The sequence below is a fragment of the Pseudomonas abietaniphila genome, assembly GCF_039697315.1.
In the GTDB taxonomy this organism is placed as follows: domain Bacteria; phylum Pseudomonadota; class Gammaproteobacteria; order Pseudomonadales; family Pseudomonadaceae; genus Aquipseudomonas; species Aquipseudomonas abietaniphila_B.
Window position 1 is genome coordinate 3,295,213 of record NZ_CP155619.1, and the last position, 19,494, is coordinate 3,314,706.

The window sequence follows — 19,494 nt, forward strand, 5'->3', positions numbered from 1 at the left end:
TCGCGATGCGGCGTTACAGCCGATAAAAATCTTTCGCCTGCACGCTCTTTCGCGAATGAATTCGCTCCCACAGGACTTCGTCCACTCGGCACGATTTGGGCGTTCCTCAAGCCCCATCCATCGCTTCATTCAGCGACTTCTCAAGCTCGGCCTTGTAACGCAGGAACAAGATGGTCTGTCCTCGCGTATCCCCCAGTATTCCCGAGAGATCCAGATCAGTGATGTAGCAGCGGTAGCGTTGAGGCTCGCTGCGCTGATCGAGAATCTGGCGGGCGACGACGCTGTACAGTTGTTCGCCGAATTCCAGCTCGGAAAACTCCATCCCGTCGCAGTACAGCGTCACGCTGACCTGGCCCGGAGAGGCTTCCTCGACGATGGCCTGAACGTCGTAAAACGGTTTGTTGGTGGGCATGACCGGCGCCAGTCGTTGCTCGATGCGCCGGGCCCGCCCGGCGCCGTCCGGGGTGATTCGGTAGTACAACGTCTCCAGCGACGAAGGCTCCAGCGGGTTATCCAGCGGCAAGAGCGCGCCACGTCGATACATCAATGACTGCAGGAAGCGCTGCAACGGCATCATCAGGCTGGATTCGTCGTGATACGGCAAACGCTGATGCCAGAGCGCGTTATGTTCATCGAGTACGTACAGATCGGCCTGCGGCTCGTTGATCCGGTAGAACACCTGAATGCATTCAGGCTGGCCGTGAGGAATGATCAGCGACAGGTCGTTGTCATCGAGCGCTTGCGGGTCGAGGTGGATCGGGCTGTAGGTCGGTAATTCTTCGCCCAGGTATTCGTAAAGCGCCGTCAGGGTGTCGATCGCAACGTGGCTGACTTGCCCCGGCTTCATTTCCAGCACGTGATAGTGGTGCTGGACCTGAATCAGATAACGATGATTCAGGTTTCGAGCCAGCAGCAATTGCGCCGTATTGACCAGCTCCTCGACCCTTTGCGCAATCGCAGGCGCCCGGTTGTGGCAGAAGCAGCGCACGCGGATGACCGGCTGAGGTGATCTTTCAGGCAAGTTGTTGAGCAACTCGGTGAGACAGTCGAGCAGCGCATGCGGGCCGTCAAAGCGACTGACCAGCACCTCGTTCCAGCTGTTGAGCGTGATCTGGTCGAAGGTCAGCACCAGGTTTTCCCGAACCCCGGCATAGCTCAACGAGTCAGTGCGCTCGGTGGTCATCAGGATGTTCAGGTCTTTGTGGTGCTTGAGCGGGTCAACGCCTACGTTGACCAGCAGCAGGATTTCGCTGGGCACGCTCGGCTTGAGCAGCACGTCTTCGTGAACCATGCCCAGCGGCGTCGGAATGCTGTGTTGCAAGGCACCCTGAAGATTGAACAGCTCGAACTCGGTCAGATCGCTCGCGCCTGGGTGCAGTGCGAGTCGGGTGCTGCTGTCGATCACGTTATTGCGATGGCACCAGGCCAGAAGCTCCAGCAGTTCGCGGCTGCGCTTGATCGGCGCGAAGGTTTCCCACTCATGGGCGCCAAGGTTGCCGTTGTACAAACCCCACTGGTATTTGCCTGGCTCACGCTTGTTCGGCGATTGCACCAGCGTCAGTGTGTCCTCGGCCAAGTCCGGAGAAATGCCCGGATTGACGAATTCGACTTTGCCCGCCTTGCGCTCGAACGCGGCATACAGTCGACGGCCGAGCACATTCAGGTCGCGCTTGTTGATGGAACTGATCGCGTTTTGCGTGCGAGCGAATTGCGTCAGGAAGCGATAGCTGTAATTGAGCTCGCTGACCAATGCACGGCGCTCGCTGGACACCTGCCGCACCTTCCACTGGCTGCGACTGTCGAGCAGGGCAAGCTGACGCTCGTCCCATTTCCATTCTTTAGCCAGACGCTCCAGCAACAGGCGCTGCCAGCTCGTGGTTCGCTGGCGCGGCAAGCCGGTGAGCTTCTTGTTGACCTTGAGGTAAAGGCTGCGTCTGACCAGTTCCAGTCGTTCCGGCTCGCCCCGGTCGCGTAGGTATTCCTCGATCCGGCGGTACACCATCATGTAAGGATCGAGTTCGTCCAGGTCGACGTTGTTGGCGAACACCTGCTGTTTGAAGCGCATGCTCAAGCACTGTACCTGAGGGTGTTCGCTGGCGTAGACCTCGGTCAGCAACAGCTTGAGCACGGACTTGTAGGGTGACTCTATGCCCTTGAACAGCTGCCAGAGCCCAGCCCCGATGAACTCGCCGGGCGGAATGCGCGACATGTTGCCCAGATCGAGCACTTCGTCTTCTCGAATGAAGCGCTTGGACAGAAGCGTATGGGTGTACTCGGCGTAACGCGTCTCTTCGTAGACGGGCACCAGCCACCAGATGGGGGTGCGGCCCGCCAGCCAGATCGCCGTGCGATAGAACTCGTCGAGTAGCAGGTAGTGCTGCGTCGTCCCGCAATCTTCGCCGCTCAACTGTGCATCGCGCTCGCCCAGTACAAACCGCTCAGGGTCGATCAGGAAAAAGTGCGCCTCGGCGCCCATCGTCGCCGCCCAGGTTTCCAGCGCCTGGCATTTTTTGCGCAGTTCGGTGACTTCTTCGGGCGACAGGTTGGTGTCGTGGCAGACCCAGACGTCCATGTCGCTCTGATCGGCCTGCGCCAGCGTTCCCAGGCTGCCCATCAGGAAGATGCCGTGGATGGGTTGTGGAGGATTGCCGCGACGTGGTTTGTACGAGAACGAGCGCGTCAGGCGCTGCGCTTCGGCCAGCGCCTGCGCGTCGGGCTCGTAGTGGGATACGCCAGCAGGCGTCGCCCCCGAGACATAGCCGGGCAGCAGGGGATGGTTGACGTGAAAAAACAGCGGCAACAGGGCCAGCACGGACTGTTGGCGAGTGGACAAACCTTCGTTGGCGCGCGCGAGCCGCCCTTCATTGAGGGTCAGGAAGCGGTTGCGCAACTGGCTGAGGACCTTGCGGTCGATGCCCTCATCCAGATCGGGGCGAATTTCGAAACTACGCGTCATCGCGACTCAAAGCCGGCGAGCGGCACTGCTGGGGTGGCGAACAAGACGACAGGAAAGAAAGGTCAGCATCAGATGGCTGCTTATAACGCGATAGCTCGTTTTTTCTGGCGCCAGAATTTTATCGGCGCAGCATCTTATAAATGAAGGGCTCGCGAAACCTTTATTTCATGCGTCCTGGCAAAGGTTTCGCGACGCGACGATTTCAGGCCGCTTCCTGGGCGGTGTTCAGAATGATCAGCAGCGATTGAGCATGCTCGGCGGCATCCAGTCCCAGACTGGTCAGGTAGCCTCCGTCGACCTGAGTCGTCAGGCCTTTTTCGAAGAGTCGTTTGGCAGCGGCAACAGCGGTGGGAGCAGCCACATGGTGGACTTTAAGGCCCTCCTGGGTATTGCGCAGATTGAACAGTGACAGGATTTCCAGTTCGGCAACCAATTCAGGGGTAAACGACATAGGTGCTCCAGACTTTTCTAATTGAAAACACGGCGAACGAATCGCAGACGTGACAGCCCCGTAGGTCAAGCGGCAGCGAGGCACCTGGAGTGTAGTTAGCGTCTGGAGATTTTGCAGAAAGTATCTGGCCGGTCGTCAGGTGGTGCGTGACGATCCCGCTTCTGCGACCTGGCAGGCATCCGTCGGCTTCAGGCCTGGCTCTGGACCTGTGGGAGCGAACTTGTTCGCGATTAGTGGGTACAGTCGACGTGTCTCGGTCGCCTGGACGATTTTTCGCCAATGAATTCGCTCCCACAGCGGTGCCGCATAGCTCCAGTTAAGAAGCGCTTTACTCGTCTTCCAGCTTCACTCCCGGCGGCAGTTCCGGCAGCGCGCGCAGGGCTTTCTCGTACCACTCGGTGTTGAACGGGCGGTCGTCTTCGAGAATACCGTCGATCTCCACCGCCAGTACGTGCGCCATCATTTCCAGAATGTCTTCACGCTCGTAACCGACCAGGGTCAGCTTGTTGAATGTGGCTTTGGCAGCAGGCGGGTTGTCACTTTCGATCTGGTTCTCGATGGCCTGGATCAGGGTCGATTCAGCGAACTCTTCTTCGTCGTTGTCGATGCGGTCGCTCATGGCGGACTCCTCAGGAAAGGCCCGCAGTTTAACTGCAATCGGGCCCCGTGTGATCCGGTGCCTGCATGACGCACGTCAACGCACGTGCGCAGCGTGGTTGATAGGGTGTGTCCCGCTCTGGATCGGCCCTTACAGGCCGATGTGAGTGGCAATGATCGCTTAAGGGGCCAAGGAGGCCTGTGAATGTTCAAGCTTTACGGATTCGCCGCGAGTAACTATTTCAATATGGTCAAACTGGCTTTGCTGGAGAAGCAGATCCCGTTTGAAGTCGTTTCGATGCATGGCTGCCAGAACCCGGAAACCCTCGCTGTCAGCGCGCGAGGCAAAGTCCCGGTGCTGGAGACCGCAGACGGGTTCATCAGCGAAACCGACGTGATTCTGCGTTATCTCGAAGACACCCATCCGCAGACGCCGCTTTTACCCGCCCACCCATTCGCCCGGGCGCAGGTGTGGACCATGGCCAAGGAGATCGAGCTGTATATCGAGCTGCCAGCGCGCTTGTGTTACGTCGAAGTGTTGTTTGGCGGTCGAGCGACGCCCGAGGCGCTGAAAGCCAAAGCCCGGCGGGATCTGATCAAGGGATTTGCCGCATTGGGGCGTCGCGGTCAGTTTGCGCCCTATGTGGCGGGCACCGAGTTTACGTTGGCGGACATTTACTTCATGTACAGCGTGGACCTGGCGCAGCAGGTGGCGGAGCAGTTGTTCGGCTTGAATCTGCTGGACGAAGTCGCGGGGGCGAGGGGTTTGCTGGAAAGGCTTAATGACCGGCGTTGTGCACAACGTGTCGCGGCAGATCGAGACGCTGATTTCCCGATTTTTCTGGAGCGTGTGCGCCCCGTCGCTGTGCCTTGAGGGTAAAAGGGGCGATGACCGCAGCCATCGCCCTTTCTGTCGACCTAACGGCTAGCCAGCAATTGCTTGCCGCGTGCCACCGCAGCCTTGACCTGAGCCGGCGCGGTACCGCCGATGTGATCGCGGGCGTTGACCGAGCCTTCCAGTGTCAGCACTGCAAACACGTCCTGGTCGATCTGGTCACTGAACTGGCGCAGCTCATCCAGTGTCATTTCCGCCAGATCTTTACCGGTTTGCACGCCGTATTTCACGGCATGCCCCACGATCTCGTGGCAATCACGGAACGGCAGGCCACGGCGAACCAGGTAGTCGGCCAGATCGGTCGCGGTCGAGAAGCCGCGCAGCGCAGCTTCACGCATGATCGCGTGCTTGGGCTTGATGGCCGGAATCATGTCGGCAAAGGCGCGCAACGAGTCACGCAGCGTGTCGGCGGCGTCGAACAGCGGCTCTTTGTCTTCCTGATTGTCCTTGTTGTAGGCCAGCGGCTGGCCCTTCATCAAGGTCAGCAGGCCCATCAGGGCGCCGAACACGCGGCCACTCTTGCCACGCACCAGCTCGGGCACGTCCGGGTTTTTCTTTTGCGGCATGATCGAGCTGCCGGTGCAGAAGCGGTCCGGCAGATCAATGAACTGGAATTGCGCGCTGGTCCACAGCACCAGCTCTTCGGAGAAACGCGACAAGTGCATCATCGCAACGCTCGCGGCTGCGCAGAATTCGATGGCGAAGTCGCGATCCGACACGCTGTCCAGCGAGTTGCCGCCGACGGCTTCGAAGCCCAGCAACTGGCAGGTCAGCTCGCGGTCGATCGGGTAGGTCGTGCCCGCCAGCGCCGCGCTGCCCAATGGCATGCGATTGGTGCGTTTGCGGCAGTCGACCAGACGCTCGAAATCGCGGCTGAGCATTTCGAACCAGGCCAGCATGTGATGCCCGAAGGTCACCGGTTGCGCGGTCTGCAGATGGGTGAAGCCCGGCATGATCGTGTCGGCTTCGCGCTCTGCCAGGCCCAGCAGGCCTTCTTGCAAACGGGTGATCTCGGCCAGGATCAGATCGATCTCGTCACGCAGCCACAACCGAATGTCGGTCGCGACCTGGTCGTTGCGGCTGCGACCGGTGTGCAGCTTCTTGCCGGTGATACCGATGCGGTCGGTCAGACGCGCTTCGATGTTCATGTGCACGTCTTCCAGATCCACGCGCCAGTCGAAGGTGCCGGCCTCGATTTCGCCCTGAATGGTCTTCAGGCCATCGATGATGGTGTCGCGCTCGGCATCGGTCAGCACGCCGACCTTGGCCAGCATCGTGGCGTGGGCGACGGAGCCCATGATGTCGTGGCGATAAAGGCGCTGATCGAAGGTGACGGAGGCGGTGAAGCGTGCGACGAAGGCGTCGACGGGTTCACTGAAGCGGCCGCCCCAGGACTGATTGGTCTTGTCGGTGCTCATGGATTCGCTCGCTGCTCTGCTGATGACTGTACTGATGACGGTTTGAATGAAGAAGTGGTGCGGCCCATTTTAAAATGGCGCGGGCGATGATAACAGTATTGCCGGTTTTTTATTCCCGACAGCTTGCCGGACGGGGTATGAGCGCAGAGACTGGAACCATGCAAAACGAGCGCAATAATCCGGGCCAGAGCGCTTCGCCCGGCAAAGAGTTCTTCCTTCCGGAACTGTGCCTCCCACAGGCGCTGCTGGTTCTGGTCGTGCTCGCGGAGCTGCTGGTTTTAGTGCTTGTGCTCGTAGAGCCCATGCACCCTGGTTTTGATTGGGTCAGGCTCGCGCTGATCTCGCTGTTCGTTCAGTGGATTGTGTTGCTTTCGGCCGCGCTGCTGTGCGGTTTGCGCCCCTGGCTGGCACGCCTGAATGCAGGGTTGGCAGGCACCCTGGGTTGTCTGCTGGTGGTCGCCGTGACGTTGGCGTGCACGGCGGTCACGGATTATTGCCAGTTGGTGGGCACGACATCCGACGGGGACGTTGAACGTTATCTGCGCTATTCGATGATTGCGCTGATCATGTCGGCGCTGATGTTGCGCTACTTTTATTTGCAGAGTCAGTGGCGCAAACAGCAGCAGGCAGAGCTGCGGGCCAGAATCGAATCCTTGCAGGCAAGGATCCGTCCGCACTTTCTGTTCAACACGCTCAACAGCATTGCCAGCCTGGTCACCAGCGATCCGGGCAAGGCCGAGCAGGCGGTGCTGGACCTGTCGGACCTGTTTCGCGCCAGTCTGGGCAAGCCCGGAAGCCTGACGACGTGGCGCGAAGAGCTGGCGTTGGCCAAACGTTATCTATCGATTGAGCAATATCGACTTGGCGAGCGTCTACAGTTGGACTGGGACGTCAGTGCAATTCCCGACGACTTGCCGATTCCCCAGCTAACCTTGCAGCCATTACTTGAGAACGCGTTGATCTATGGGATTGCGCCCCGCGTGGAAGGCGGGGTGGTCAGGGTCGAGGCGGACTATGAACGGGGAGTATTCATATTGCGTGTCAGTAATCCCTATGAAGAAGTCGCCCATCGGCAGGCTTCAAGCGGCACTCAACAGGCCTTGGCAAATATCGGCGCCCGCATTACGGCACTTTTTGGCCCTCTCGCGAGTCTGAGCGTGGAGCGCCGTGACGGTCGTCACTTCACCTGTCTACGCTATCCTTGTGCGAGACTCACGCAGGAAGCCAGAGCAATATGAATGTCCTGATCGTTGATGACGAACCCCTAGCCCGCGATCGCCTGAGCCGTCTGGTCGGTGATCTTGAGGGTTATCGGGTCCTTGAACCCAGCGCCACCAATGGCGAAGAAGCCTTGACGCTGATCGATAGTCTGAAACCCGATGTGGTGTTACTCGACATCCGCATGCCGGGTCTTGATGGGCTGCAGGTTGCAGCCAAATTATGCGAACGCGATACGCCACCTGCGGTGGTGTTCTGCACCGCTCACGATGAGTTTGCCCTGGAGGCTTTTCAGGTCAGTGCCGTGGGCTACCTGGTCAAACCGGTGCGTCCGGAGAACCTGCTTGAAGCCTTACGCAAGGCTGAACGGCCGAACCGCGTGCAGTTGGCGGCCATGACACGGCCCGCTGCCGAAAGTGGCAATGGTCCACGCAGCCATATCAGTGCGCGTACGCGCAAAGGTATCGAGCTGATTCCGCTGGATCATGTGATCTATTTCATCGCCGACCACAAGTACGTGACCCTGCGCCACGAGGACGGCGAAGTGCTGCTCGATGAGCCACTCAAGGCGCTGGAAGACGAGTTCGGCGATCGCTTCGTGCGTATCCACCGGAACGCGCTGGTGGCGCGTGATCGCATCGAGCGCTTGCAGCGTACGCCTTTGGGGCACTTTCAGTTGTTCCTCAAAGGGCTAAACGGCGATGCGCTGATCGTCAGCCGCAGGCACGTGGCCGGCGTGCGCAAGATGATGCAGCAGCTGTAAGCGCGGCGCGCGAATGTGCTGGCTGTAAACATGATCTGTGGGAGCGAATTCATTCGCGATGCGGCGGTACAGCCCAAATATCTCTATCGACCGCCCTATCTTTCGCGAATAAATTGGCTCTCACAGGTGTGTCAGGCAACGAGCAGTCCGGAGGCGACACGCCGTCGCATGGTATCCGTGGGTCGATTGAAGCGATGATGCGCGCAGATTGAAGACAGTCGTTCGGCCGGATTGGGCCGAGCTGTTATTATCCGCCGCATTCACTCAGTACGGATTGATCCATGTCCTCTCGCGAAATCCGCATCGCTACGCGCAAAAGCGCACTGGCCCTCTGGCAGGCCGAGTACGTCAAGGCTCGTCTGCAAGACGCTCATCCAGGCCTGCTCGTGACCCTGGTTCCAATGGTCAGTCGCGGTGACAAGCTGCTGGACTCGCCGTTGTCGAAAATCGGCGGCAAGGGCCTGTTCGTCAAAGAGCTGGAAACCGCGCTGCTGGAAGACGAGGCGGACATCGCCGTGCATTCGATGAAAGACGTGCCGATGGATTTCCCCCAGGGCCTCGGGCTCTTCTGTATCTGCGAGCGGGAAGACCCGCGCGACGCGTTCGTCTCCAACACATTCGCCAGCCTCGACGAACTGCCTGCCGGTAGCATCGTCGGCACATCGAGTCTGCGTCGTCAGACTCAGCTGCTGGCGCGCCGGCCGGATCTGAAAATCAACTTTCTCCGGGGCAACGTCAACACGCGTCTGGCCAAGCTGGACGCGGGTGAATATGACGCCATCATCCTGGCCGCTGCTGGCCTGATCCGTCTGGGATTCGAGGACCGCATCACGTCCGCCATCAGCATCGAACACAGCTTGCCTGCGGGTGGGCAAGGTGCTGTCGGCATCGAGTGCCGCAGTGTCGACACCGACCTGCATGCGCTGCTGGCCCCGCTTCATCATTCCGATACCGCCATGCGTGTGACGGCCGAACGCGCGCTCAACAAACACCTTAACGGTGGCTGCCAGGTGCCGATTGCCTGTTATGCGGTGTTGGAAAACGATGAGCTGTGGTTGCGTGGCCTGGTGGGCGATCCTGCGGGCAGTCTGCTCCTTCGTGCCGAGGCTCGGGCACCGCAGGCCGACGCACAGGCGTTGGGCGTTCAGGTTGCCGAGGCGCTGCTCGAACAGGGCGCCGCGAAGATTCTCAAGGCGGTGTACGGCGAGGCGGGCGAGGAGTGAGGGGTTGGCGTTTGCTGCTGACGCGCCCGGCTGAAGAGTCGCAAGCGCTCGCGCAGGTGCTGGCAGATGAAGGTGTGTTCAGCACCAGCCTGCCGCTGCTGGAGATCGAGCCGCTGCCGGTCTCTGAAGAAAATCGGTCGATCATTTACAACCTCGCGGCCTATTGCGCCGTTATTGTCGTCAGCAAGCCCGCTGCACGGTTGGGCCTGGAAATGGTCGACGAGGTCTGGCCGCAACCGCCGATGCAGGACTGGTTTACCGTCGGGGCAGCCACTGCGCAGATTCTCGATGACTATGGCCTGCGTGTATTTTTCCCCGAGCAGGGCGACGACAGTGAAGCATTGCTCGACCTTGCGCAGCTTCAGAAAGCCATTTCCGGTTACGACCCTAAAGTGCTGATCATGCGCGGCGAAGACGGTCGCGAATTGTTGGCTGAGCGCTTGCGCGAACGGGGTGTTACTGTCGATTATCTGCCGTTGTACCGCCGTCATCGGCCGATTTATCCCGCTTTCGCCCTGCCGCAGCGGGTCGAGGCGGAACGCTTGAACGGGCTGGTGGTCAGCAGTGGACAGGGTTTTCAACATCTGCGCGAACTGGCGGGCGATGCCTGGCCTGATCTTGCGCGGTTGCCTTTATTCGTACCGAGCCCTCGGGTCGCTGAACTGGCGCGCAACGCCGGGGCTTTGACTGTAGTGGACTGCCGTGGCGCCAGTGCTTCGGCCTTGCTGGCAGCGTTGCGGGAACACCCCGAGCCTGCTTCCCAGGCGTAATGATCGTCGGGTCGGATTACGCGATTACGCCCAAATGCAAAGGATGGATACGTGAGCGAAACAGTCTTGCCAAAAGATGACGTTGAACCGGTACTGGCGAAACCTCAGCCCCTGCCGGATCCAGCGCAAAAAGAACCTTCCAGCCGTCGCGGCGGTAATGGTCTGGCCATCCTGGCACTGTTGCTGGGCGCTGCCGGCGTAGCGGTCGGTGGCTGGAGCGTGTGGCAGTTGCGGGCGATCCAGTCTGGCCATCAGCAACAGTCCGGCCAGCTGGAAGACGTCGCTTCCCAGACCCGGAGCCTGCAACAGAGCGAGCAGCAACTGGCGGCTCGGCTGGCGCAACTGCCCCCCGCTCAAGAGCTGGAAGATCGCCGTCGACTGGTCACTCAGCTGCAAGGTGATCAGCAGCGTTTGAGTCAGCGTGTGGAAACCGTTCTGGGTGCCAGCCGTAAGGACTGGCGCCTGGCCGAGGCTGAGCACCTGCTGCGTCTGGCGAGCCTGCGATTGTCCGCGCTGCAAGACATTAACAGCGCGCAGGCGCTGGTTCAGGGCGCCGACGAGATCCTCCGCGAGCAGGACGATCCGGGTGCATTCGCCGCACGCGAGCAGTTGGCCAAGAGTCTGGCGGCGCTGCAAAGCGTTGACCAACCTGACCGGACCGGGCTGTTCCTGCAGCTGGCCGCCCTGCGCGATCAGGCCGCTCAGCTGAATGCGCTGGCGCCGGAATACAAGGACAAGGGTGAATCCCTGTTCGGCCTGACCGACGGCACTGGGGACAGTTACTGGGCGACCTGGTGGGACAAGATTTCCCAATACATCCGTATCGATTTCCATGCTGACAAGAACATTCGGCCGCTGTTGGCCGGGCAGAGTCTGACTCAGGTGCGGCTGGCGCTGAGCCTGGCGCTTGAACAGGCACAATGGGCTGCGCTCAACGGCGAGTCCGAGGTTTATGCCAAGGCGGTGACCGAGGCGCGAAGCGTGCTGGATGCCAATTTCAACAAGGACAATCCGCAGAGCAAAATGCTGGGTGAGCGTCTGGACGAACTGGCGAAGAAGCCCGTGTCGGTGGTGACCCCGGACCTGGCGCCAAGTCTGAGCGCGGTGCAGGCTTATCTCGAGCAACGACACACGCCGGTGGGCGGGGCGCTGGACAAACAGGCTGACGGGGCGCAGCCCGGGAGTCAGCCATGAAGCGCGCCTATGTGATTGTCTTCTTCGTGATCGTCGTCGCGGCGCTCGTGGGCCTCGCCATTTCACGGCATGCCGGATACGTGCTGATCGCCTATGACGGCTTCCGTTACGAATCCAGTCTCTGGGCCGCGTTAGCGCTGCTGGTCGCGCTCGTAGTGTTGGTCTGGCTCGTTCGCGGTCTGGTGAGGCTGCTGACGACGTCAGGCGGTGTGGTGAATCCGTGGTCGCGTCGCAACCGCAGTCGTCGCGTTCAGGTGGCGATCGAACAGGGTCAGATGGACCTTGCAGAAGGCCGCTGGGCGAGTGCTCAACGTCATCTGCATCGCGCTGCCGAAGCGGAGCCTCAACCGCTGCTCTATTACCTCGGCGCCGCACGTGCGGCCAATGAGCAGGGTCGTTACGAAGAAAGCGATAATTTGCTGGAGCGCGCGCTTGAACGACAGCCTCATGCAGAGCTGGCCATCGCGCTGAACCACGCGCAGTTGCAACTTGACCGTGGCGACAGCGAGGGTGCGTTGACGACCTTGCAGGCCATGCAGGAGCGTCATCCGCACAACCCTCAGGTGCTGCGTCAGTTGCAGCGCCTCTACCGTCAGCGTGGCGAATGGTCCGAGCTGATTCGCCTGATGCCCGAGCTGCGCAAGGACAAGGTCCTGCCCGCCCAGGAACTGGCGGAACTCGAAAAGCGGGCGTGGGGGGAGAACCTGTCACTCGCGGCCTATCGAGGCGTGGAGGGCGAGAGCGCCCCGGCGGGCTTGCCTGCGCTTGAAAAAGCCTGGCAGCAGCTGACATCGGCGCAGCGTCAAGAACCCGCGTTGATCCTGGCGTATGCCGAGCAGTTGCGTCGGCACGGCGCCGATGTCCAGGCGGAAGAGGTCCTTCGCACGGCAATGAAGCGTGAGTACAACGCGCATCTGGCGCGTCTGTACGGTCTGGTGCGGGGCAGCGATTCCGGTAAACAGCTGCAGACCGCTGAAGGCTGGCTGAAAAATCACCCTGACGATCCGGGCTTGCTGTTGACCCTCGGCCGTCTCTGCCTGCAGAGCAGTTTGTGGGGCAAGGCCCGTGATTATCTGGAAGCGAGTCTGCGTTTGCAGCGCAACCCGGAAGCGTGCGCCGAGCTGGCGCGTTTGCTGGGGCAGCTGGGTGAAACCGACCGCAGCAACCAGCTTTTTCAGGAAGGATTGGGCTTGCTCGATGAGCGTTTATTGGCTCGCCCGCTTCCGGCGTTGGCGCGTGCATGACCTCTGGCGTGCGCGACACACAAAAGGCCCTTACAGGGCCTTTTTGTTAACGTTTCCCCATGACCTGTGGGATCCTTCTCGCACTCTCTGAGGGTTTTATTCCTGTCCTGCGCCTATAGGTATATTTTCCTATGGCTGTGGTCGGTAAATCCCTACACAAACTAAGAAATATCCTCCCCCGGTTGCCTTGAAAGCGGGTCTCGCTTTCCTCTACCGTACCGCCTTCGTCTTTTGTTACGGATTTTCCATGCATCTGGCCCGCACGCGCTCCTTGTTTTTTCTGGCGTTTTTCGCCTGCGTATCGATTGTGGGAGCTGCCATGTATCTAGAGCGCGTGGTCGTCTTTGCGCCATGCCCGTTATGCCTGGTGCAGCGCGTTCTTTTCGGGTTGTTTGCCGCTGTCTCCCTGGTGGCTGCGACGCACTCTCCACAGCGCAGGGGCTGGCGTCTCTATTCCGCCGCGCTGGTGGTGGTCTCGCTGGCTGGCGTGGCAACAGCGGCGCGGCAGGTATGGTTACAGGCGTCGCCGCCTGAAGACATCGCCTCGTGTCTGGGGAATCTGCAGACCATGCTCGACACCATGCCCTTCCTGACCGTCATTGGTGAGATTCTGGCTGGCCACGCTGACTGCTCCGAAATCACCTGGTCACTCTTCGGCATCAGCATTCCAGAGTGGAGTCTGCTGGCGTTCACTGGCCTGAGCCTGTTCGCGTTGTACTACCTGATCATCGAATTTCGTCGATCCGGATCAATGGATATCGGGGCGCTGGATTAAACGCTTGTATGAACTTTATCTCCTGCGTACCTTGAAGGCCTGGTCGAGCGGGCATAATCTGGGCCGCACGCATCATCGGAATAATGCTGCTGTCGACGTTTTTCAGAGCCGGTTTTCATAAGCATCGGGCCGGATCGTGAAGCGTTTCAAGGCAGCATGCCCCTGAAGGGAAGAGAGAACATCATGCTGGAAAGTTGTCAGAACGCTCAGGAACGCTGGGGTGGGGTTCACAAGCTGATTGATCGTTGGCTGCTGGAGCGCAACGAGCTGATCAAGGCTTACGATGATCTGGGCGCGGCGCCGGACGCCTTGTCCGCAACCCGCAAGCCGTTGCAGGAATTCTGCGGCACCTTGGTCGACTACGTGTCGGCAGGTCATTTCGAAATCTACGAGCAGCTTACCGGCGAGGCGAAAGCCTTCAACGACCAGCGCGGTCTTGAACTTGCCGACACGATCTATCCGCGTATCGATGTCATCACTGAAAAGCTGTTGGCGTTCAACGATCTCTGCGATGAAGGAAAATGTGTCGCCGAGAAATTCAAGGAGCTGGGCGGATTGCTGCACGAGCGCTTCGAACTCGAAGACTGCCTGATCGAAGTGCTGCACAACGCGCACAAGGAACAGGATGCAGTTCAGGCCTGACCTGTTGGGCGATGCAAAAAAGGGTGCCTTGGGCACCCTTTTTTATTGCCTGTAAAACGAGTTTGCTACTGCGATACGGCAATCAGCTCGATCTCGAACACCAGTGGCGTGTACGGGTCGATCAGGTCGCCCGCGCCTTCGGCGCCATACGCCTGGGCCGACGGAATGACCAGTCTCCATTTCGCGCCGACGGGCATGTCGACCAGCGCGGTGGTCCAGCCTGCGATCACGCTGTCCAGACGAAACCACTGAGGCTGCTGGCTCTGATCGAAGATCGTGCCGTCAGGCAGACGTCCGACGTATTTCACCTGGACGCGACCGTTGATGTCTGGCTTGGGGCCGGTGCCTGGGGTCAGCTCGGTCATCAGGATGCCGTCGGCGAGTTGGCGCACACCGGGTTTGGCTTTTTCAGCGTCCATGAAGCGGCGCTCTTCCTTCAGCGCGGCTTCGGTCTGCGGTTCGGACTGACCGGAGTTTTCGGCCTGGGCCAGGGCGGCGTCATGATCACTGAGGATCTGCTCCATGCGCTCCTGCTTTATCGCCAGCGGCTTGTTTTGATAAGCCTGCTGCAAGCCTTCGATCAATGCCGGCAATTGCAGGTCCGGAGCCTCCTGGCGCAAGCGCTCGCCCAGGCTTGCCCCCAGGCTGTACGACAGGTCATGTGCGTTGTCGGAAGGTGGAGCGTCGGCCGCGTGAGCAAGGGGTACCAAGAGGAACAACGACATTAACAAGTAGCGCGACATGAATGCTCTCCGGCCTGGGAAGTGAGCGATTATGCCAGCGCCGAGTGCTTAATGTGATGATGATGTGAAGGGATTTTTCCCCCGTTGCAACAGAGCGTAATTTGCAGTGTCAAGATGCGCTAGCGGCGGTGCGGGCAGAGGTCTAGTATGAGCCGCATTCAAATCAGCCAGGAGGTAAGTCATGTCGGCCACCAAGAAGCCAGTAAACACTCCGTTGCATTTGCTCCAACAACTCTCGAGCAGCTTGCTCGAACATCTTGAAGATGCCTGCTCTCAAGCGCTGGCCGATGCCGAAAAGCTGCTCGCCAAGCTTGAAAAACAACGCGGTAGAGCTCAGGAAAAACTGCACAAGTCCCGCACCAAGCTCCAGGACGCCGCCACTGCCGGTAAAGCCAAGGCACAAGCCAAAGCCAAAAGCAGCGTGGGCGAACTCGAAACGCTGCTCGATGCGCTGAAAGATCGTCAGACCGAAACCCGCACTTACATCCTCAACCTTAAGCGCGATGCTCAGGAAAGCCTGAAGCTGGCGCAAGGTGTGGGTCGTGTGAAAGAAGCCGTGGGTAAGGCGCTGAGCGATCGCGCAGCCAAAGCCAAGGCGACGACAAAACCTGTTGCCAAAGCGGTTGCTGCCAAGACCCCTGCGAAAGCACCTGTCAAAGCCGCTGCCAAGCCAGCGGCTAAAGCACCTGCTAAAACCGCAGCAGCAAAACCTGCAGCCAAGCCAGCGGCCAAAGCACCGGTTAAAGCCACAGCTGCCAAGACCGCAGCCGCCAAACCCGCTGCCGCCAAGGCACCTGTCGCTGCTAAAACAGCCGCTAAACCTGCTGCCAAAGCTGCGAGCAAACCTGCCGCCAAGCCTGCCGCCAAGGCACCGGTTGCTGCCAAGGCTCCAGCGAAAACTGCCGCTGCAAAACCCGCAGCTGCCAAGCCTGCCGCCAAACCAGCCGCTAAAGCACCCGCGGCCAAACCCGCGGCAAGCGCTGCTGCCAAATCTGCTCCTGCCAAGGCCCCGGCGAAACCTGCTGCCGCCAAACCGGCTGCCAAAGCAGCAACCGCTGCAGCGAAACCTGCGGCCAAGCCCGCTGCAGCGAAGCCTGCGACTGCCAAGCCTGCCGCTGCAAAGCCAGCCGCCAAGCCTGCGACAAAACCTGCAGCCAAGCCGGCCACTCCGGCAGCTGCTACTGCTGCCAAGCCAGCGACGCCTGCTCCGGCAGCCTCGACTTCGACCACCACTCCCGTTGCGCCGGTTACGCCAGCCGCCGCTCCAGTGACCGGCTCGACCTCGAACAGCGCTACCTAAGCAAGGTCTTCCCCGGCGCGCCGCACGATGTGCAGCGCGTCGGGGGCTTTGTTGGCGGCATCGCCTGCGAGCGCTTCCAGCCACGCGCCAGGCGTGTGCGCAGCTTGCTCAGGCCAGTCCTGAGTCAAGCGTTGCAACCTCACCAGCAGCTCACGCTCTGCATCCAGTTCCAGCCCCTTCAGCCGGTCACGCAAGGCACCAAGTTCGACGTCGGTCGTCGTTGCAGCTTTCCATTGTGTGCGCAACGCTCTCAACGGCCCGACCACCTGATCGTGCCACGGGGTCGCCAATTGTCTGATTTCCTCCGCCCTTTGCGGGTTTAATGGAACGCCCAACTGATCCAGCCAGACCCCGCACAGCAGCGCGCAGACATTGCCGCCGTGGGCTTGCAGGGTGAGGCACGCCTGCTCAACCCCCGGGCGCGCGTAAAAATCTAGCGTGAAACTCCATAGGTCCGAAGGCATCGTCATCTACCTGTTTTGGGCGAAGCTGGTAGACTCCGCCGCCATTATGATCAGACTTCAAAGCCTTACCTTACAGCGTGGTCCGCAACGTCTGCTAGAAGACGCCGAGCTGACTCTGCACGCCGGCCAGAAAGCCGGCCTCATCGGCGCGAATGGCGCCGGCAAATCCAGCCTGTTCGCGTTGCTGCGGGGTGAACTGTCCCCCGACAACGGCGATTGCTCGCTGCCTGCCGACTGGCGTATCGCGCACATGCGTCAGGAGGTCGACACGCTCGATCGCCTGGCCGTGGATTACGTCCTTGACGGCGACCTGCGTCTGCGCCAGGTGCAGCGTGATCTGGGCGCTGCCGAAGCCGCTCACGACGGGGCCGCTCAGGCGCGTCTGCACTCGGAGCTCGACAGCGCCGATGGCTACACGGCGGATGCTCGGGCACGCAAGCTACTGGCGGGTCTGGGGTTCACCAATGAGCAAATGGACCGGCAGGTCGGCGACTTCTCCGGTGGCTGGCGTATGCGTCTGAACCTGGCGCAGGCCCTGATGTGCCCATCGGACCTGTTGCTGCTCGACGAACCGACCAACCACCTGGACCTCGACGCCATTCTTTGGCTTGAAGACCATTTGAAGAGCTATCCGGGCACGTTGCTGCTGATCTCCCACGACCGGGATTTTCTCGACGCGGTGGTCGATCATGTCGCCCACGTCGAGCAGAAAAAGATCACGCTTTATCGCGGCGGCTACAGCGCCTTCGAGCGCGCTCGTGCCGAACGCCTCGCCCAGCAACAGCAGGCGTACGAGAAGCAGCAGGCACAGCGCGCGCACATGGAGAAATTCATCACGCGCTTCAAGGCTCAGGCCACCAAGGCCAAGCAGGCGCAGAGCCGGATCAAGGCCCTTGAGCGCATGGAAGAACTGTCGGCGGCGCACGTCGATTCGCCGTTTGATTTCACCTTCCGCGAATCCAGCAAGATCTCCAGCCCTTTGCTGGATCTGTCTGAAGCCAGCCTGGGCTACGGCGACAAGACGGTTTTGCAGAAGGTCAAACTTCAGCTCACCCCCGGTGCGCGGATCGGCTTGCTCGGCCCCAACGGCGCCGGTAAGTCCACGCTGATCAAAAACCTGGCGGGCGAACTCGAGCCGTTGAGCGGGCGCATGGTGCGTGGCGAAAACACCGTCGTCGGTTACTTTGCTCAGCACCAGCTGGATTCGCTCGATGCCAAGGCCAGCCCGCTGCTGCATTTGCAGCGGATCGCCCCCACGGAGCGTGAGCAGACCCTGCGCGACTTCCTCGGCGGCTTTGACTTCCGCGGCGCTCGACTGGACGAGCCGGTGCTGAATTTCTCGGGCGGCGAGAAAGCCCGTCTGGCGCTGGCGTTGATTGCATGGGAAAGGCCAAACCTGTTGCTGCTCGACGAACCGACCAACCACCTGGACCTGGAAATGCGTCTGGCGTTGACCATGGCGCTGCAAGAGTTCAGCGGCGCGGTATTGGTGGTCTCTCACGATCGTCATCTGCTCAAGAGCACCACCGACAACTTCATGCTGGTCGCCGATGGCGTCGTGCAGGAGTTCGATGGCGACCTGGATGACTACGCGCGCTGGCTGGTGGATTACCGCCTGCGTAATGCGCCGGTCAGCAACACGCCGGTGAATGCCGACAAGACCGACAAAAAAGCCCAGCGTCAGCAGGCCGCTGCGTTGCGCCAGCAATTGGCCCCGCACAAGCGCGAAGCCGAGAAGCTGGAAAAAGAACTCGGCACCTTGCACGAGAAACTGGCGAAGATCGAATCAGCGCTGGGCGACAGCGCGATTTACGAGGCGGCCAACAAGGACAAGCTTCGTGACCTGCTGGCGGATCAGGCCAAGCTGAAAACCCGCGAGTCCGAGCTTGAAGAGGCGTGGATGGAGGCGCTCGAACTTCTGGAGTCGATGCAGGCCGAGCTGGAAGCGCTTTCCTGACCTGACGTTGGCGTTTGCTGACGATGGGCGCGCTTTCTAACCTCTGCGGGCCGGACCAGCGTTTGCTCTGGACCCGCACAGCTATCTGCCAACTCGCCACAACAGTTAGAAATCATTGGTCTTTGGGTCGCAGAAACACTAGGTTAGAACGAGTTTTTGCTCTTGCTTGAGGTGCGTGATGTCGCTCGAAACGTGGCTGGCGTTTTTCGCCGCTTGTTGGGTTATCAGTCTTTCTCCGGGCGCAGGCGCCATTGCGTCGATGTCCAGTGGTCTGCAGTATGGGTTCTGGCGCGGTTACTGGAACGCCCTCGGTCTGCAATTGGCGCTGATCGTTCAGATCGCGATCATCGCCGCAGGCCTGGGTGCCGTGCTCGCCACGTCGGCGCTGGCGTTCACGCTGATCAAATGGTTCGGCGTTGCCTACCTGGTGTATCTGGGTGTGAAGCAATGGCGGGCTTTGCCAAGCGATCTCTCTGACGACGCGAGCATTCGCCCGATCGGCAAACCAATGGCGCTGGTCGCGCGGGGTTTTCTGGTCAACATCAGCAACCCCAAGGCGCTGGTGTTCATGCTGGCGATCCTGCCGCAGTTCATCGATACCCATCTGCCACTGGTGCCGCAGTATCTGACCATTGCTGCGACCATGGTCAGCGTCGACCTGATCGTGATGGCGGGGTATACCGGACTGGCGTCCAAAGTGCTGCGTTTGCTCAAGACGCCGAAGCAGCAGCGACGCATGAATCGCACGTTTGCCGGGCTATTCGTCAGTGCGGCGGCGTTTCTGGCGACTTTGCATCGCGCGTGATCAAGGCGTGGCGCAGAAACCTGTGGGAGCGAATTGATTCGCGAGAGGCCATTAGATCCGACGCATGTGTGCCGACTGA

General features: G+C 60.3%; 18 protein-coding genes. 12 read left to right on the forward strand and 6 right to left on the reverse strand.

Translation table 11 applies throughout. The features are described from left to right. Positions 1-106: 106 nt before the first annotated feature. From ABDX87_RS14685 to ABDX87_RS14695, 3 genes are all read right to left on the reverse strand, one after another. Positions 107-2,956, reverse strand: coding sequence for a class I adenylate cyclase (locus ABDX87_RS14685; RefSeq protein WP_346828538.1), 2,850 nt, complete (start codon positions 2,954-2,956; stop codon positions 107-109). Between the two features lie 202 nt (positions 2,957-3,158). Next, complete coding sequence (locus ABDX87_RS14690) at positions 3,159-3,407, reverse strand: TIGR02647 family protein (protein WP_346828539.1); 249 nt, start codon at positions 3,405-3,407, stop codon at positions 3,159-3,161. Positions 3,408-3,735: 328 nt separating this feature from the next. Continuing rightward, positions 3,736-4,026, reverse strand: a complete 291-nt coding sequence (locus ABDX87_RS14695; protein ID WP_346828540.1) for a hypothetical protein — start codon at positions 4,024-4,026, stop codon at positions 3,736-3,738. Between the two features lie 183 nt (positions 4,027-4,209). On the opposite strand from ABDX87_RS14695, the gene ABDX87_RS14700 reads away from it, so the two are divergent. After that, positions 4,210-4,878: a glutathione S-transferase family protein gene (locus ABDX87_RS14700; protein ID WP_346828541.1), complete on the forward strand. Its 669-nt coding sequence runs from the start codon at positions 4,210-4,212 to the stop codon at positions 4,876-4,878. Between the two features lie 44 nt (positions 4,879-4,922). On the opposite strand, the gene argH is transcribed toward ABDX87_RS14700, so the two are convergent. Next, on the reverse strand, positions 4,923-6,317 hold the full coding sequence (gene argH / locus ABDX87_RS14705; protein WP_346828542.1) for an argininosuccinate lyase: 1,395 nt from the start codon (positions 6,315-6,317) through the stop codon (positions 4,923-4,925). A 158-nt stretch (positions 6,318-6,475) separates the two neighbouring features. Here argH and ABDX87_RS14710 point away from each other — a divergent pair, with 158 nt between their 5' ends. The 8 genes from ABDX87_RS14710 (at position 6,476) to rsd (ending at position 14,146) form a co-directional block, all read left to right on the forward strand. Then, the gene (locus ABDX87_RS14710) at positions 6,476-7,555 is read left to right on the forward strand and encodes a sensor histidine kinase (RefSeq protein ID WP_346833520.1); all 1,080 of its coding nucleotides are present in this window, start codon (positions 6,476-6,478) and stop codon (positions 7,553-7,555) included. Then, positions 7,552-8,298 (forward strand): LytR/AlgR family response regulator transcription factor, encoded by a 747-nt coding sequence (locus ABDX87_RS14715; RefSeq protein WP_074754601.1) that lies wholly within the window; start codon positions 7,552-7,554, stop codon positions 8,296-8,298. The genes ABDX87_RS14710 and ABDX87_RS14715 overlap by 4 nt, the downstream gene beginning before the upstream one ends. A 281-nt stretch (positions 8,299-8,579) precedes the next feature. After that, on the forward strand, positions 8,580-9,521 hold the full coding sequence (gene hemC, locus ABDX87_RS14720; protein WP_346828543.1) for a hydroxymethylbilane synthase: 942 nt from the start codon (positions 8,580-8,582) through the stop codon (positions 9,519-9,521). Further along, positions 9,518-10,291 (forward strand): uroporphyrinogen-III synthase, encoded by a 774-nt coding sequence (locus ABDX87_RS14725; RefSeq protein WP_346828544.1) that lies wholly within the window; start codon positions 9,518-9,520, stop codon positions 10,289-10,291. Before hemC ends, ABDX87_RS14725 begins: the two co-directional genes overlap by 4 nt. 51 nt (positions 10,292-10,342) lie before the next feature. Further along, entirely contained in the window at positions 10,343-11,485 is a 1,143-nt protein-coding gene (locus ABDX87_RS14730) for a uroporphyrinogen-III C-methyltransferase (protein WP_346828545.1), read from the forward strand. After that, a complete protein-coding gene (locus tag ABDX87_RS14735; protein ID WP_346828546.1) occupies positions 11,482-12,729 on the forward strand; it encodes a heme biosynthesis HemY N-terminal domain-containing protein in 1,248 nt (415 codons plus the stop codon). The genes ABDX87_RS14730 and ABDX87_RS14735 overlap by 4 nt, the downstream gene beginning before the upstream one ends. A gap of 247 nt (positions 12,730-12,976) precedes the next feature. Continuing rightward, on the forward strand, positions 12,977-13,504 hold the full coding sequence (locus ABDX87_RS14740; protein ID WP_346828547.1) for a disulfide bond formation protein B: 528 nt from the start codon (positions 12,977-12,979) through the stop codon (positions 13,502-13,504). A gap of 183 nt (positions 13,505-13,687) precedes the next feature. Next, positions 13,688-14,146 carry a sigma D regulator gene (rsd, locus tag ABDX87_RS14745; RefSeq protein WP_346828548.1) on the forward strand — a complete coding sequence of 153 codons (459 nt, stop codon included), beginning with the start codon at positions 13,688-13,690 and terminating at the stop codon, positions 14,144-14,146. 65 nt (positions 14,147-14,211) lie between these two features. Here rsd and ABDX87_RS14750 read toward each other — a convergent pair whose 3' ends face one another. Then, entirely contained in the window at positions 14,212-14,889 is a 678-nt protein-coding gene (locus tag ABDX87_RS14750; RefSeq protein WP_346828549.1) for an FKBP-type peptidyl-prolyl cis-trans isomerase, read from the reverse strand. Between the two features lie 181 nt (positions 14,890-15,070). On the opposite strand from ABDX87_RS14750, the gene ABDX87_RS14755 reads away from it, so the two are divergent. Further along, positions 15,071-16,189 carry an AlgP family protein gene (locus tag ABDX87_RS14755; RefSeq protein ID WP_346828550.1) on the forward strand — a complete coding sequence of 373 codons (1,119 nt, stop codon included), beginning with the start codon at positions 15,071-15,073 and terminating at the stop codon, positions 16,187-16,189. On the opposite strand, the gene ABDX87_RS14760 is transcribed toward ABDX87_RS14755, so the two are convergent. Beyond that, positions 16,186-16,653: a TIGR02444 family protein gene (locus tag ABDX87_RS14760; protein ID WP_346828551.1), complete on the reverse strand. Its 468-nt coding sequence runs from the start codon at positions 16,651-16,653 to the stop codon at positions 16,186-16,188. The genes ABDX87_RS14755 and ABDX87_RS14760 overlap by 4 nt on opposite strands. A 46-nt stretch (positions 16,654-16,699) precedes the next feature. Here ABDX87_RS14760 and ABDX87_RS14765 point away from each other — a divergent pair, with 46 nt between their 5' ends. After that, positions 16,700-18,610: an ATP-binding cassette domain-containing protein gene (locus tag ABDX87_RS14765; RefSeq protein ID WP_346828552.1), complete on the forward strand. Its 1,911-nt coding sequence runs from the start codon at positions 16,700-16,702 to the stop codon at positions 18,608-18,610. Between the two features lie 178 nt (positions 18,611-18,788). Further along, positions 18,789-19,415: a LysE family transporter gene (locus ABDX87_RS14770; protein WP_346828553.1), complete on the forward strand. Its 627-nt coding sequence runs from the start codon at positions 18,789-18,791 to the stop codon at positions 19,413-19,415. Positions 19,416-19,494 lie beyond the last annotated feature (79 nt).